8 protein-coding genes and 2 rRNA genes are annotated in these 15,624 nt (G+C 68.3%); 8 read left to right on the plus strand and 2 right to left on the minus strand.

Translation table 11 applies throughout. The features are described from left to right. The first annotated feature begins 318 nt into the window (after positions 1-318). Together OIE47_RS20855 and rrf are read left to right on the plus strand one after the other, a co-directional pair. Positions 319-3,425 (plus strand): 23S ribosomal RNA (locus OIE47_RS20855). A 77-nt stretch (positions 3,426-3,502) separates the two neighbouring features. Beyond that, positions 3,503-3,619: ribosomal RNA gene (gene rrf / locus OIE47_RS20860) — 5S ribosomal RNA — on the plus strand. 123 nt (positions 3,620-3,742) lie between these two features. On the opposite strand, the gene OIE47_RS20865 is transcribed toward rrf, so the two are convergent. Next, positions 3,743-4,432: a hypothetical protein gene (locus OIE47_RS20865; protein WP_326556217.1), complete on the minus strand. Its 690-nt coding sequence runs from the start codon at positions 4,430-4,432 to the stop codon at positions 3,743-3,745. 69 nt (positions 4,433-4,501) lie between these two features. Between OIE47_RS20865 and OIE47_RS20870 the strand changes: the two genes are divergently transcribed. The 3 genes from OIE47_RS20870 to OIE47_RS20880 are packed head-to-tail and all read left to right on the plus strand — an operon-like array spanning position 4,502 to position 8,989. Continuing rightward, positions 4,502-7,117: a valine--tRNA ligase gene (locus OIE47_RS20870; RefSeq protein ID WP_326556218.1), complete on the plus strand. Its 2,616-nt coding sequence runs from the start codon at positions 4,502-4,504 to the stop codon at positions 7,115-7,117. Positions 7,118-7,176: 59 nt separating this feature from the next. Beyond that, the gene (locus tag OIE47_RS20875; RefSeq protein ID WP_442792180.1) at positions 7,177-8,448 is read left to right on the plus strand and encodes a bifunctional folylpolyglutamate synthase/dihydrofolate synthase; all 1,272 of its coding nucleotides are present in this window, start codon (positions 7,177-7,179) and stop codon (positions 8,446-8,448) included. 13 nt (positions 8,449-8,461) lie between these two features. Then, positions 8,462-8,989, plus strand: coding sequence for a DUF4233 domain-containing protein (locus tag OIE47_RS20880; protein WP_326556220.1), 528 nt, complete (start codon positions 8,462-8,464; stop codon positions 8,987-8,989). A gap of 21 nt (positions 8,990-9,010) precedes the next feature. Here OIE47_RS20880 and OIE47_RS20885 read toward each other — a convergent pair whose 3' ends face one another. Continuing rightward, on the minus strand, positions 9,011-10,672 hold the full coding sequence (locus tag OIE47_RS20885) for a VOC family protein (protein ID WP_326556221.1): 1,662 nt from the start codon (positions 10,670-10,672) through the stop codon (positions 9,011-9,013). A 154-nt stretch (positions 10,673-10,826) separates the two neighbouring features. On the opposite strand from OIE47_RS20885, the gene ndk reads away from it, so the two are divergent. The 3 genes from ndk (at position 10,827) to OIE47_RS20900 (ending at position 15,518) form a co-directional block, all read left to right on the plus strand. Beyond that, positions 10,827-11,252 carry a nucleoside-diphosphate kinase gene (gene ndk / locus OIE47_RS20890; protein ID WP_326556222.1) on the plus strand — a complete coding sequence of 142 codons (426 nt, stop codon included), beginning with the start codon at positions 10,827-10,829 and terminating at the stop codon, positions 11,250-11,252. Between the two features lie 82 nt (positions 11,253-11,334). Next, positions 11,335-12,687, plus strand: coding sequence for an SWIM zinc finger family protein (locus OIE47_RS20895; protein WP_326556223.1), 1,353 nt, complete (start codon positions 11,335-11,337; stop codon positions 12,685-12,687). After that, a complete protein-coding gene (locus OIE47_RS20900) occupies positions 12,684-15,518 on the plus strand; it encodes a DUF7824 domain-containing protein (protein ID WP_326556224.1) in 2,835 nt (944 codons plus the stop codon). The genes OIE47_RS20895 and OIE47_RS20900 overlap by 4 nt, the downstream gene beginning before the upstream one ends. Positions 15,519-15,624: the final 106 nt, after the last annotated feature.

The raw sequence follows: 15,624 nt of genomic DNA on the forward strand, positions 1-15,624 counted from the left end.
GTGGGGTGCTCAGATGGCGGAGACACTGGTGAGTTCACTGTCGGCAACGGCCGTCCGATCGCTAGTACAGCTGTGACCCTGAGAGGGGTTGTGGTGGGAATGTGGTTGGTGGTGCGGCTGGTGGTGAATGATAAGCATCCTGTTGGGTCCTGAAGGAACAAACACGGTGTGTTTGTTGTTTCGGGTTGCCAGGCATGGCCTGTCATCGCAAACGGATTCCCGGAGCCAGGTTTTCTGGTGGTGGGGTTTGGTGTGGTGGTTGTGGGTTGTGGGTTGGTCGTTTGTTGAGAATTGCACAGTGGACGCGAGCATCTTTGTGGTCAAGTTGTCAAGGGCGAACGGTGGATGCCTTGGCACCAGGAGCCGATGAAGGACGTGGGAGGCCGCGATAGGCCTGGGGGAGCTGTCAACCTAGCTGTGATCCCAGGGTGTCCGAATGGGGGAACCCGGCAGCAGTCATGTGCTGTCACCTGCACCTGAACACATAGGGTGTATGGAGGGAACGCGGGGAAGTGAAACATCTCAGTACCCGTAGGAAGAGAAAACAATAGTGATTCCGTGAGTAGTGGCGAGCGAAAGCGGATTTGGGCTAAACCGGCTGCGTGTGATACCTGTCAGGGGTTGCGTGGTTGGGGTTGTGGGACTCTGCTGATTCAACTGACATTGGGTCGAGAAGTGATAAAACCAGTTGCTAGCCGAATGGTGTGGGAAAGCCAACCGTAGACGGTGAGAGTCCGGTAGGTGAAAGTGGCTGGTCTTCTGTGGATGTTCCCGAGTAGCGGCGGACCCCTGTAATCTGCCGTGAATCTGCCAGGACCACCTGGTAAGCCTAAATACTTCCTGGTGACCGATAGCGGACTAGTACCGTGAGGGAATGGTGAAAAGTACCCCGGGAGGGGAGTGAAATAGTACCTGAAACCGTTCGCCTACAATCCGTCGGAGCCTTTAGGGGTGACGGCGTGCCTTTTGAAGAATGAGCCTGCGAGTTAGTGGCATGTGGCGAGGTTAACCCGTGTGGGGTAGCCGTAGCGAAAGCGAGTCTGAATAGGGCGTTCAGTCGCGTGTCCTAGACCCGAAGCGGAGTGATCTAGCCATGGGCAGGCTGAAGCGTGGGTAAGACCGCGTGGAGGGCCGAACCCACCAACGTTGAAAAGTTGGGGGATGACCTGTGGTTAGGGGTGAAAGGCCAATCAAACTCCGTGATAGCTGGTTCTCCCCGAAATGCATTTAGGTGCAGCGTCGCGTGTTTCTTGCCGGAGGTAGAGCACTGGATGGTCTAGGGGGCCCACAAGCTTACCGAAATCAGCCAAACTCCGAATGCCGGTAAGTGAGAGCGCGGCAGTGAGACTGCGGGGGATAAGCTTCGTAGTCGAGAGGGAAACAGCCCAGATCACCAGCTAAGGCCCCTAAGCGTGTGCTAAGTGGAAAAGGATGTGGGGTCGCATAGACAACCAGGAGGTTGGCTTAGAAGCAGCCACCCTTTAAAGAGTGCGTAATAGCTCACTGGTCAAGTGGTTCCGCGCCGACAATGTAGCGGGGCTCAAGTACACCGCCGAAGCTGTGGCATTCATATTTTACTTCGCGTGTTCTTTCGAGAGCGCGTGCAGGTGTGTGGATGGGTAGGGGAGCGTCGTGCCGCGGGTGAAGCAGCGGAGTGATCCAGTTGTGGACGCGGCACGAGTGAGAATGCAGGCATGAGTAGCGAAAGAAGGGTGAGAAACCCTTCCGCCGGATGACCAAGGGTTCCAGGGCCAGGCTAATCCGCCCTGGGTGAGTCGGGACCTAAGGCGAGGCCGAGAGGCGTAGTCGATGGACAACGGGTTGATATTCCCGTACCCGCGAAAGAGCGTCCGTGGTGAACCTCATTGTGCTAACTCCTTGATCTGAGGCCGGCTTTCGGGTTGGTTTTGGTGATTTGAGGAACCTGGTGGGTAGTAGTCAAGCGATGGGGTGACGCAGGAAGGTAGCTGAGCCCGGCCGGTGGTTGTGCCGGGGTAAGCGTGTAGGCCGTGTCGTAGGCAAATCCGCGACGCATTAAGGCTGAGACGTGATGCCGAGCCGATTCAGGTGAAGTCAGTGATCCTATGCTGCCGAGAAAAGCCTCTAGCGAGTTCTTAGCGGCCCGTACCCCAAACCGACACAGGTGGTCAGGTAGAGAATACCGAGGCGATCGGGCGAACTGTGGTTAAGGAACTCGGCAAATTGCCCCCGTAACTTAGGGAGAAGGGGGGCCGGAGACGTGAAGCCCCTTGCGGGTGGAGCGTTGTATGGCCGCAGAGAGCAGGGGGAAGCGACTGTTTACTAAAAACACAGGTCCATGCGAAGAAGTAATTCGATGTATATGGACTGACGCCTGCCCGGTGCTGGAACGTTAAGGGGACCGGTTAGTCTTTCGGGGCGAAGCTGAGAACTTAAGCGCCAGTAAACGGCGGTGGTAACTATAACCATCCTAAGGTAGCGAAATTCCTTGTCGGGTAAGTTCCGACCTGCACGAATGGCGTAACGACTTCCCCACTGTCTCAACCACAGGCCCGGCGAAATTGCATTACGAGTAAAGATGCTCGTTACGCGCGGCAGGACGGAAAGACCCCGGGACCTTTACTATAGCTTGACATTGGTATCCGAATTAGCTTGTGTAGGATAGGTGGGAGCCGGTGAAGTCCATACGCCAGTATGGGTGGAGGCAATCTTGAAATACCACTCTGGTTGATTTGGGTATCTAACTTCGGACCGTGATCCGGTTCAGGGACAGTGTCTGGTGGGTAGTTTAACTGGGGCGGTTGCCTCCTAAAATGTAACGGAGGCGCCCAAAGGTTCCCTCAGCCTGGTTGGCAATCAGGTGTTGAGTGCAAGTACACAAGGGAGCTTGACTGTGAGACTGACAGGTCGAGCAGGGACGAAAGTCGGGACTAGTGATCCGGCACTTGCGAGTGGAAGCGGTGTCGCTCAACGGATAAAAGGTACCCCGGGGATAACAGGCTGATCTTCCCCAAGAGTCCATATCGACGGGATGGTTTGGCACCTCGATGTCGGCTCGTCGCATCCTGGGGCTGTAGCAGGTCCCAAGGGTTGGGCTGTTCGCCCATTAAAGCGGTACGCGAGCTGGGTTTAGAACGTCGTGAGACAGTTCGGTCCCTATCCGCCGTGCGCGTAGGATACTTGAGAAGGGCTGTCCCTAGTACGAGAGGACCGGGACGGACGAACCTCTGGTGTGCCAGTTGTCCCGCCAGGGGCACGGCTGGTTGGCTACGTTCGGAAGGGATAACCGCTGAAAGCATCTAAGCGGGAAGCCTGCTTCAAGATGAGGTATCCCACCCACTTTGTGGGGTAAGGCCCCCAGCTAGACTACTGGGTTGATAGGCCGGAGATGTAAGCTCGGTAACGGGTTGAGTTGACCGGTACTAATAGGCCGAGGACTTGATTACTAAGGTGCTACGCGTCCACTGTGTGATTCCCGACAAACGAACAAGACCCTTTGGGTTGTTTGTTAAGTCGATAGTGTTACGGCGGTTATAGCGGTGGGGAAACGCCCGGTTACATTCCGAACCCGGAAGCTAAGCCCTCCAGCGCCGATGGTACTGCACTCGGGAGGGTGTGGGAGAGTAGGACGCCGCCGGACTTCTTTCTAGTTAGGGCCACCCTTCGGGGTGGCCCTAACTTGCATTCCGGGCCTGATTGCATTCCGGGCCTGATTGATCGGCGCCGGGCACGGGGAAGGACACCGCACCCGACGACCTTCAGGTCAGTCTCTGGTCTGTACCTCGGAGCGGATCTGCAACATCAGCGGTGCCGCCTCGTCGGCCGTACGGCCGGGGAACATCGCCAACGCGACGCTGCCGTGGTCCGCCCAACCGCAGACGGTCAAAGCGTCGCCCTGGTGGCTGGTGCCGCACTTGAGCACCCCGCCGAGTTCACCGGCCGGCAGTCCGCGCAGCTCGTCGATCCGACCGGAGTCGTCCGCCACGAGCTTGAACAGGCGGTCCAGATCCTGTTCCGGCTGCCACATCAACGTCGTACCGCCGAAGAGCAGGACCGACCGCTCGGGTCGGGCCGGGTCGGCGTACACGGCTGCGATGCTCTGGTCGACCTCGATGTCGGCGAGGAACCCGTTACGCAGATAGTCCGCGGTGGTCCTCGCCCGGTCGCTGCCGTCCAGGGTGAGGCCGGCAACCTGGTCGGGAGTGGCCAGGGTGGCGTCCTTCTCCTGCGCGACCCGCCAACCCAGGGTGCCCAGCACCGCCGCGCCGGCCACCCCGACAAGCAGTGCGGCCCCGAGTGCGATCAGCCGACGGCGGGACGGCGGGCCCGACCGCTCCTCCTCCGGGTCGTCATCGAAACCGAAACCGGGAGTGATGTCGTACGGCTCCGGGGTGACGTCTACCGGCACCGGATCGGTGGCCGAAGGGCGATCGGAGAGGTTCGCGTCGGACATGACCGACACCGTAGCCCAAGCGGAGGTGGTCCACGTCGGTCCCGGTCGGGGCCTCCGTAGACTTTCAGGGTGACCGAGACACTGGATACCCAACGCACGGCCGTCCCGTCCCTGCCCGCGCAGTACCAGCCGGGCGAGGTAGAACAGCGACGGTACGAGCAGTGGGTAGCCGCCGGCCACTTCCGGGCGTCGGCCGACAGCGACAAGCCGCCGTTCACCATCGTCATCCCGCCGCCGAACGTGACCGGCTCCCTGCACATGGGCCACGCCCTGGACCACACGGTGCAGGACGCCCTCATCCGGCGCAAGCGGATGCAGGGCTTCGAAGCGCTCTGGCTGCCCGGCATGGACCACGCCGGCATCGCCACCCAGAACGTGGTCGAGCGGCAGCTCGCCGCTCAGGGCCTGTCCCGGCACGACCTGGGTCGGGAGAAGTTCGTCGAACGGGTCTGGCAGTGGAAGGCCGAATCCGGCGGAACGATCCTCGGCCAGATGCGCCGGCTCGGCGACTCGGTCGACTGGGAACGCGAGCGTTTCACCATGGACGAGGGTCTCTCGCGGGCCGTACAGACGATGTTCAAGCGGCTGTACGACGACGGCCTGATCTACCGCGCCGAGCGCATCATCAACTGGTGCCCGCGCTGCCTCACCGCCCTGTCGGACATCGAGGTCGAGCACACCGACGACGACGGCGAACTCGTCTCGATCCGGTACAGCGACGACGTGGTGGTCGCCACCACCCGGGCCGAGACGATGCTCGGTGACACCGCGGTTGCCGTACATCCGGAGGACGAGCGGTACCGGCACCTGATCGGGACCGAGGTCGAGGTGCCGCTCACCGGCCGGATGATCCCGATTGTCGGCGACGAGCACGTCGACCCGACGTTCGGCACCGGCATGGTGAAGGTGACCCCGGCGCACGACCCCAACGACTTCGAGATCGGCCAGCGGCACCAACTGCCCTCGCTCACGATCATGGACGAGCGCGGTGTGATCACCGCCGCCGGGCCATTCGAGGGTCTGGACCGGTTCGAGGCCCGGCCGGCGATCGTCGCCGCGCTGCGCGAGGACGGTCGGATCGTGGCGGAGAAGCGGCCGTACGTGCACGCGGTGGGGCACTGTTCGCGGTGCCGTACGACGGTGGAGCCCCGGCTCTCCCTGCAGTGGTTCGTCAACACGACCCCGCTGGCGCAGGCAGCCGGTGACGCGGTCCGGGACGGGCGGGTCCGGATCGAGCCGGCCGAGCTGTCCAAGCGCTACTTCGCCTGGGTCGACAACATGCACGACTGGTGCATCTCCCGCCAGCTCTGGTGGGGGCACCGGATCCCGGTCTGGTACGGCCCGGACGGCGAGGTCGTCTGCGTCGGGCCGGACGAGCAACCGCCGACCGGGCCGGGCTGGCGGCAGGACGAGGACGTACTCGACACCTGGTTCTCCAGCGGTCAGTGGCCGTTCTCCACCCTCGGCTGGCCGGAGCGGACCGCCGACCTGGAGAAGTTCTACCCGACCAGCGTCCTGGTCACCGGCTACGACATCCTCTTCTTCTGGGTCGCCCGGATGATGATGTTCGGCCTGTACGTGATGGACGGCAAGCCGCCGTTCGAGGTCATCGCGCTGCACGGCATGGTCCGTGACCAGTACGGCAAGAAGATGTCGAAGTCCTTCGGCAACGTGATCGACCCGCTGGACTGGATCGAGCGGTTCGGCGCCGACGCGACCCGGTTCACCCTGGCCCGGGGGGCCAACCCGGGTGCGGACGTCCCGGTCAGCGAGGACTGGTGCCAGGGGTCCCGCAACTTCTGCAACAAGCTCTGGAACGCGACCCGGTTCGCTCTGATCAACGGGGCGAACGTCGAAGGACCGCTGCCGGAGCCGGGCCAACTCTCCCCGGTCGACCGGTGGATCCTGTCCCGGTTGCAGCACGTGGTCGCCGAGGTCGACGAGCAGTTCGAGGCGTACGAGTTCGCCAAGATCTGTGACACCCTCTACCACTTCGCCTGGGACGACGTCTGCGACTGGTACGTCGAGCTGGCGAAGCCGGTGCTGGCCGCCGGGGGTGAGCCGGCCGCGGTCACCCGTCGGGTGCTGGGGCACGTACTCGACCAGGTGTTGCGCCTGTTGCACCCGATCGCGCCGTTCGTCACCGACGAACTGTGGATCGCGCTGACCGGTCGGGAGACGATCCAGACCGCCGACTGGCCGGTGACCGAGCCGACGCTGGTCGACGACGCGGCCGAGGCCGAGCTGGTCATGCTCCAGCGGGTGGTGACCGAGATCCGCCGGTTCCGTTCCGACCAGGGGCTGCGCCCGGCCCAGCGGGTCGCCGCCCGGCTCGACGGGCTGGCCGAGGCCGGCATCGTCGGGCACGAGCCCCTGATCCGTTCACTGGTGCGGCTGGAGGACGGTGGACCGGACTTCTCGGCCAGCGCGACCCTGGCCGTCGCCGGTGGGGTGAACGTGGCCCTGGACACCCGCGGCTCGATCGACCTGGCGGCCGAACGGGCCCGGCTGGAGAAGGACCGGGCGGCGGCGGAGAAGGAAGCCGCCCAGGCCCGGGCGAAGCTCGGCAACCCGGCCTTCGTGGACAAGGCACCGGAACCGGTGGTCAACAAGATCAAGGATCGGCTGGCCGTCGCCGAGGCCGACCTGGCCCGGATCGCCGCCGCGCTGGAGGCACTCGCGTGAGCGACCGTAACGAGTTCAACCAGGTCGACGCCGAACTGGAGGCGCGCGGCTTCACCCGGATGGTGTTTGACCTGGGCCGGATCGAGCAACTGCTCGACCTGCTCGGCAGCCCGCAGCGGGCGTACCCGTCGATCCATCTGACCGGCACGAACGGCAAGACCTCCACCGCGCGCATGATCGACGGGTTGTTGCGGGCGTTCGGGCTGCACACCGGCCGCTACACCAGCCCGCACCTGGAGACCGTACGGGAGCGGATCAGCCTGGACGGGGAGCCGGTCAGCGAGTCACGGTTCGTGGCCGCGTACCGGGAGGTGCTGCCGCTGGCCCGACTGGTCGACGTGAAGGCCAGCGAGCCGCTGACGTACTTCGACATGACCACCGCGCTGGCGTTCGCGATCTTCGCCGACGCGCCGGTGGACGTGGCCGTGGTCGAGGTCGGCCTCGGCGGGGCGGACGACTCCACCAACGTCCTCGGCGCCGGCGTAGCCGTGATCACCCCGATCGGGCTCGACCACACCGAGTGGCTCGGCGACACGATCGAGGACATCGCGCTGGCCAAGTCCGGCATCATCCACAAGGGCGCCACGGTGATCACGGCGAACCAGACGGAGGAGGCCGCCCGGCCCCTGCTGGAGCGGGTCGCCGAGGTCGGTGCCACCATCGCCCGCGAGGGCAGCGAGTTCGGCGTGGTACGGCGGGACGTGGCGGTGGGCGGCCAGGTGCTGACCATCCAGGGGCTCGGCGGCGTCTACGACGAGATCTTCATCCCGTTGCACGGTGCGCACCAGGCGCAGAACGCCGCCGTCGCGCTCGCCGCCGTGGAGGCGTTCCTCGGCGCCGGTGCCGACCGGCAGCTCGACATCGACGCGGTCCGCGAGGGCTTCGCCGAGGCCAGCTCGCCCGGCCGGCTGGAACGGGTCCGGTCCGCCCCGACGATCCTGCTCGACGGTGCGCACAACCCGCACGGGATGGCCGCCACCGTCAACACGCTCCAGGAGGAGTTCGCGTTCAGCCGGCTGGTCGCGGTGCTCGGCGTACTCGCCGACAAGGACGCGTCCGGGCTGCTGGAACTCCTCGAACCGGTGGTCGACACGGTCGTGGTCACCCGCAACACGTCACCCCGGGCGATGCCGGTCGAGCAACTGGCGGAGCTGGCCGAGGAGATCTTCGGTCCGGAACGGGTCGCGACGGCGGAGGACATGCCCGACGCGATCGAACTGGCCGTGGAACTCGCCGAATCGAACCCCGAGGCCGAGCTGAGCGGTGTCGGGGTACTCGTCACCGGATCCGTGGTCACCGTGGCCGACGCGCGGCGGCTACTGAAGCGATGAACCCGGAGGAACGATGACACCGGAACGGGAAGCGGGCGAACCGGAACTGGCCGGGACGGCGACGGTCGAACCGGCAGCGGTCGAACCGGCAGCGGTCGAACCGGCAGCGGTCGAACCGGCAGAGGTCCAACCGGGAAGGGTCGAACCGGCAGAGGTCCAACCGGGAGGGGTCGAGCCGGAGGCGGCCGCAGGGACGGGGGAGCGGCGGTCGGGGCTGCGTAACCCGGTCCGGGCGGTACGCGGCCTCGGCGCCGGCACCCTGGTCATCGAGATGCTGGTGCTGCTGCTGGCCATCCAGCCGATCCGACTCGTCGGCGGTGACCTGAGCGGCACCGCGATCTGGACCATCGTCGCGCTGGCGGTGGTCGCGGTGCTGCTCAGCGGCATGCTGGCCCGGTCGTGGGCCTGGCACGCGGCAACCGTCCTGCAGGGACTGCTGTTGCTGTCGAGCTTCCTGCACTGGTCGCTGGGCGTGCTCGGGCTCATCTTCGCCCTGGTCTGGGCGTACGTGTTGCACGTACGCCGGACGATCCTGGGTTGATCGGACCCGGCGCCGGACCGGTCAGGCCGCCGTGCGACCGCGCCACTGGGTCAGTGCGATGCCGTGCCCGTCCGGGTCGCGGAACGCCGCCGCCCACAGCTCCAGCTTCGCGCCCCGGTTGACCGCCCTCGGCGCGTAGGTGAACCGCACCCCCTTGGCCCGAAGGTCCTCGTACACCGCCTCGACGTCACCGACCTCGAGGTTCAGGTGGACCAGGCGGCGGTTGATCGGTGCGACGTCCGGGATGGCCCGCAGCACGATCCGGGTCGCGCCCGAGGCGAGTACGGCGTTGCCGTCGCCGCCGTCGATCTCGAAGAAGCCGAGCATGTCCCGGTAGAAGGTCACCGACCGGTCGAGGTCGGTGACGAGCAGGGTGATGCCGACCCCGTGGATCGGGCCCCCGCCGCCGACCTCGGCGCTCGGTGGTGTGGTGACCAGCCCGGCGAGCAGGTCGGCGTCATCGGCGGGCTCGGGTCGATCGTCGGACGCTTCGGCATCCGGTGAACGGTCCTGGGGCGCCACCGGGTCGTCGAAGTCCAGGTCGAGGTCGATGTCGTCCGCTGGGCGTACCGGTCCGGAGGCGGCCACCACCGGCCCGGACGCGGCCGGGTACGGATGGGGCCGGTGATCGTCGCCGCGGTTGTCGTCGTCAGCGTCGACGTCGTCGTAACGCTCGTCGGCGCGGTTGTCGTCGTAGTAGCGCTCGTCGACCCGGTCCTCGATCCGGTCGTCCACGCGGTCTTCGATCCGGTCGTCGGTCGGTTCGTCCACGCGGTCCTCGAACCGGTCCTGGACTCGGTCGTCGACGCGGTCCTCGATCCGGTCGTCGGGGTAGCGGTCGCGGTCGCGGAAGTCGGTGTCCAACCGGTCGGTGGGCTCGTGGTACGGCGGCGCGTCCGGGTACGGGTCACCGCCACCGGCACCGCCGGTGCGCCGGGTCGGGCCGGGGGTCGGCTTCGCCCGGCGCGGCAGCGGTACCGCGGCCGGCGGCTCGACCAGGTGACCCTCCAGCACGATGGTCCCGCCCGGCGTGTGGTGCACCACCACCGGTTCCTCCCGCAGGTCACGCAGATCGTCGTCGAGGTCCGCGATGACCGGGCCACCGCCCGGCGAGGGCGTCCGGTAGCCGTCGCCGGCCCCTCGGCGTACCCACGGCGGGACGTCCTCCTCGATCAGCACGTCGTCGCCGAGCGGGTCGAGGTTCTCGTCGAACTCCGGCGGCAGGTCCATCCGCTCGGCGGCCTCCGCGTGGGTGGGCACCTCGTCCCAGAGGATCCGTACGTGCCGGGGGTCGTCGATCGCGACCATGATCGGTAGGGCGGTACCCGGAGCCGGCCACTTGGTCACCGGCACCCTCGGATCCCGGACCCGGATCGACCGGGGCGGCAGGCCCGGCGCGTCCAGCACGATCTGCAACTCGCACCGGCCGAACACCGACGAAGCGGGCGGCTCCGACACGCTGTGTACGTGCGCGATGCCGGAGACCCAGGCGCGGGCACCACTGCGTACGGTGGTCACCAGGCCGAGCCCGACGGCGAGCACCAGCAGGGCCACCCCGAGGGCGACGATCGCCCAACTGGGCATGCCGCAGCCGAAGAGGATGACAAAGGTGGCGAAGGTGCCCAGCACTCCGGCGACGAGCTTGCGCACGGGCGCGACCGATCGACGAACACCGTCTGCCACAGTGGACCTCCCTGGTTAAGGCCAGGCTAGGCCCGATCCGCCAGGATTGGAAAGAGCGGGGCCGTGAGACGTGGCCGGCGTCGGGAGCCACCGGCCGGCTCGCTAGGCTGACCTTGGTCCAGCCGTACCCGGTCCCGCTCAGGAGGAAAACAGCGTGTCCACCAGCAGCCAGGACGAGCGCACTCTCGTTCTGATCAAGCCCGACGCGGTTCGCCGCGGCCTGGTCGGCGAGATCATCTCGCGGTTCGAGCGCAAGGGCCTCGCTATCGACGCGCTGGAGCTGCGCACGATCGACGGCGAGTTCGCCGACCAGCACTACGCCGAGCACGTCGAGAAGCCGTTCTACCCGCCGCTGAAGGACTTCATGACCGGCGGTCCGCTGGTCGCGCTGGTGCTCTCCGGCGACCAGGTGATCGAGGTGGTACGCGGGCTGGTCGGTGCCACCGACGGCCGCAAGGCGGTGGCCGGCACGATCCGTGGCGACCTCTCCCTGTCCAACCGGGAGAACCTGGTGCACGCCTCCGATTCCGTCGACAGCGCCAAGCGCGAAATCGGGCTCTGGTTCCCCGTACTGGGCTGACCTTCGGGTCGGTGTCGTCGAGGCGGACAAAAGGGGTGGCGGACGCGTTCGGTTGTCGTACCGGGCGGCTAGTTTCTCCGGCATGGCCACGCTGGCGACGTACTCATATCTGCGCCCCTCCGGTCTCACCCCCGACGACCGGCAACTGACCCTCCAGACCTCGGGTGGGCCCTCGGCCCACCCGAGGTTTTTCCACGGCTTCCTGACCACCCCCGAGCCGGCCGCGGTGGGCCTGCTCGCGGTCGCCGAGGTGGCCAGGGCCCGTTACTACCAGCCGGTCAGCCCCGCCAGCCTCGACCCGGTCGTCACCGGTGGGCTGGACCGGCTGCGGTTCGAGTCGTTCTCCGGCTGCTGCGGGGTCTACGCCCGGCTCGACGTGCTGCCGGCCGGGCTCGACGGTCAGATCACCACCCACGGCACCACCAACGTCGACGTCAACCCACCGCTGCGCCAGGCGCTGGCCGGCATCGGCGACAACGACCCGATGCACGTCGCCGTCGGGCCGGACGACCTCACCGTCACCACCATCGACGACGGGCCACTCGTCGAACGGAAGGTGCCGCTGCCCACCCGGTGGCTGCGCGGCTTCGCCGAGGCGCAGGTCATCACCGCCCCGTTCGAGCCGCGGGTCGAGGTCAGCGGCGCCGAGGCGACCGCGTTCCTGCGCCGCCTGCCCAGCGGATCGGACCGTTCGGTGCTCTGGGTGGTGCCGGCCGGGCGGACCCTGCGGCTGACCTCCCGCGCGGTGCCGGGCGCGGTCTGCCTGCCCGGAGCCGGTCGACTGGTGGCGCTGCGGCCGTTCCTGCGGTTCGCCACCGGGCTGCGGGTCTACGGGCCGGCGGTCCGGACGGGCAGCGGGCCGGTCGCCAGCACCTGGGAGCTGAGCACACCGGCACTGCGACTGTCGCTGACCCTGTCACCCGAACCGCACCGCGGCTTCTCCGGTGAGGGGGCGGTCCTCGCCGCGCTCGCCGGAGACGAGGTCTGCGATGACGCCGACCTGGTCAGCGCGCTGCTCTCCTGGGACCCGACGATCGACGTCGGTGCGCTGGCCGGCGCCGCCGGCCTCCCCGTCGACCGGGTACGCGCCGCGCTCACCCAACTCGGCACCGCCGGACGGGTGGGCTACGACGTGGCGGAGGCGGGCTACTTCCACCGGGTGCTGCCGTACGACGGGGCCGCCGCCGAGCGGATGAACCCCCGGCTGGTCGGCGCTCGGGCCCTGGTCGACGCGGGTTGCGTGACCGTCGACGGCGACCTGGCGACCGTACGCAGCGGGGAGGAGACGTACCGGGTCCGGTGGACCGGGGCGGCGTCGTCCTGCACCTGTCCCTGGTGGGCGAAGTACCGGGGCGGCCGGGGGCCGTGCAAACACGCGCTCGCGGTTCGGCTGGTCACCACCGCCGCCACCGAACCGGCCGAGGTGTGGGCGTGAGTGTCATCCACCGGGAGCCGGAGCTGAACTGGCCCGACCTGCGGCAGGCGATCGACCTGGGCAAGGTCGAGGTGGTCGGCAGGTTGCTCCGCGACGGGACCGAGGAGCAGCGCCGGACGTTCGGCCCGGAACTGGAGGCGTACGTCAAGGGTCTGCCCCCCGAGCGCTGGTGGAGCAACCGCGACCGGGCCGCCGCGGTGGCGGTCGCCGCCCTCGGTTGCCTGCCGTCGGCCGCCCGGACCTCGGCCCTGCTCACCCGTCGGGACGTGCGCGACCGGTGGGGCGACATCCCGCTCGGCGAACTGATCAACATGTCCCGCGCCCGGGACCTGCAGTGGCTGGGGGACCTCGCCCGACGGCTCGCCGCCAAACTCCCCCGTGAGGGGCGGGACGGACAGTGGAGGCTGGTTGCCGGACTGCTCACCGAGGCCGGCGTCGCCCCGCCCACCGACGACGCGTTCGTCCGGGGATGGTTCGCACACCTCCAGGCGTGGCAGCCGAAGGACGAGCGCAGGCCGCTGCTCGAACGGCTGCGGGTCGACCCGTACCTCGACGCCCTGCTGCCCCGGATGTTCGAGGTGGACGGGCTCGGCGTCGAACTGGCCCGCAGCAGTTGGCACCAGGAGGAGCGACGCTGGGACCACCGGCCGGCGGTGCCGCACGTGCTGGTGGCGCTCGCCGCCGAGGGACGCGTCGACCGGACGGTGCTGCTCGACGGCGTACTGGGACGGTTCCTGCGCGGGGACAGGGTGTCCGCCCTGCGCGCCTTCGTGGTCCTGCACGACGAACTGGGACCGACCGAGGCAGAGCTGACCGCACGGGTCGTCCGCTACGTCCGGCTGCTGCCCGACGCCCACTCCACCGTCGCCACGCTCGCCCAACGGGCCCTGCGCCGGCTGGACAACAACGGCCGGTTGGAACTCGACACCCTGTTGCAGGGCAGCCGTCAACTCCTCGCCCGCCCGGAAAAGATGCTGGTCAAGGCACAGTTGAGTTGGCTGGACCGGGTCGCCAAACGTAACCCGGACCGGGTCGGCGAGGTGCTGGAGACGGTCGCGGTCGCCTTCGGACACGACGCCCTCGACGTGCAGGAGCGGGCGTTGACCATCGTGCTCCGGCACGTCGCCCGGACCGAGCCGCCGGTACGCGCCCGGCTCGCCGAGCTGGCCGGCGTACTGGCGGGCGACCTGCCGGGGCGGGCTGCCGCCGTACTCGGGGAGCCGGTGGCGGCGGTGGCCGTCGACGTACCGGCCGGGTGGGTGCTGGTTCCGATGCCGTCGGTGGCACCCATGCCGCCGCCGGTGACGGGGGTCGCCGAACTGGCCGAGGAGATCGGTGCGCTGCTGCACGACGAGGGTTCGATGGTCGGCTGGGAGCGGGTGCTCGCCGGAATCGTCGCCTGCCACGCCGACGATCCGGTGCTGCTGCGTGACGCGCTCGTGCCGATCCTCGACCGGTACGAGGTGCAGTTCCGGCCGGGGCAGACCTGGTGGGGCAGCCCCCGGCTGCGGCAACTGCTCGGTGAGGTGATCCGAGCCGCCGTACGCCCCGGGAACAGGCTCTCCGGCTGGGAACGCGGGGTCGGCATGGTCCGGGCGGCGCTCGGCGGTCCTCCGGCCGACCTGCCGGTCACCGGGTACGGGCCGGGGCCGCAGCACGCCCTCGCCCTCCGGATCGCCGAGACGGCGGTCTACACCCGGCACAGGCCGATCCCGATGCTGGTGTCGACACCGACCCGGGCCAACGGTCAGCTCGACGCGACGGTGTTGGTGCAACGGCTCGCGGAAGCCGAGCGGGCGGGTTGGCAGCCGTGGCGGTTCGACCTGGAGCAGGCCCTGCTGCGGCTGCCCCGCGAGATCGACGGCGACGCGCTGAGCCGGGCCGCCGGGCTGCGCACGCCGGCCGGTGTGCGGCTGTCCCGGTGGCTCACCGACGGCGGGGCACCGCAGCCGGGATCGGTCAGGGTGGACCAGCGGCGACCGCCGCTGCGGCGCTTCGACCACTGGGAGTTGAGCCATCTGCCCGAGCGTCGGGTGGTGGTCGGGCTGCGGCCCGGGGCGGTGGACTACGGGCCGTTCGCCCAGGAGATGTTCGAACTCGATCCGGCCGACCGGCCGGAGATCAAGCAGAGTGACCCGGAGTACCAGCTCTGGCCGGGGGTGCTGCCCAACCATCGCGAGGTGATCGCGGCCTGGGCGCTGCCCGCCTTCGCCGGGCTGGCCGACTGCGACCAGCGGGGAGCCGAACTGTTGCCGCTGCTCGCCGAGTCCGCCGGCCCGGTCGGCCCGGCGGTGGCGCTGGCGTTGGCGTACACGCTGGCGGCGCGGCACGAGGCGGACCGGGTCGCCGGGGTCGACGCCTTCCTCGCCCTGGCCGCCGTCGGGGACCTCGACGGGGCGGCGCTTGGCCGGGAACTCGGCGCGCTCGCGGCCGACGGCACGATCAAGCTGACCCGGGTGGTGGCGGGCCTGGCCGAGGCCGCTCGGGCCGGTGCTCGGGCGGATGTGTGGGCCGCGATCGAGGCGGCCCTGCCGGCGGTGCTGGCCGCCACTCCCCGCGGCGGACCGGACCTGCTCGCCCTCGGCGCCCAGACCGCGACCGCCACCCCCACCGCGAGCACGAGCGGTGTCACGAGCGGGAGCAACGCGACGGGCGCGAGCGGCGGCACGGGCGCGAGCGGCGGCACGAGTGGGACCGGGAGTGTGGGCGGCGAGGCGCACCAGGCCGAACCCGGGGCGCTGCGGGCCGCCCTGGCGGGGATCGCCGCGCGCGGCGGCAGCGGTCGGCTGGTGACCGAGGCCCGGCGCCTCGACCGGGTGCTCGCCGGGTAGCGACAGCGGGGCGGCTGGCGACGGGCAGGGTGGCGACAGCGGGGCAGGGTGGCGACAGGCCGGGGCGGGTGGCGACAGCGGGCAGGGTGGCGACAGGCCGGGGGAG

Source organism: Micromonospora sp. NBC_01796 (assembly GCF_035917455.1).
GTDB lineage: Bacteria > Actinomycetota > Actinomycetes > Mycobacteriales > Micromonosporaceae > Micromonospora_G.

What these genes read in the sequence shown, in the direction of transcription:
- OIE47_RS20880 (WP_326556220.1), top strand. Translation starts at nt 8,462, where the DNA reads ATGACACCGGAACGGGAAGCGGGCGAACCGGAACTGGCCGGGACGGCG.
- OIE47_RS20875 (WP_442792180.1), top strand. Translation starts at nt 7,177, where the DNA reads ATGGTGTTTGACCTGGGCCGGATCGAGCAACTGCTCGACCTGCTCGGC.
- OIE47_RS20895 (WP_326556223.1), top strand. Translation starts at nt 11,335, where the DNA reads ATGGCCACGCTGGCGACGTACTCATATCTGCGCCCCTCCGGTCTCACC.
- OIE47_RS20865 (WP_326556217.1), bottom strand. Translation starts at nt 4,432, where the DNA reads ATGTCCGACGCGAACCTCTCCGATCGCCCTTCGGCCACCGATCCGGTG.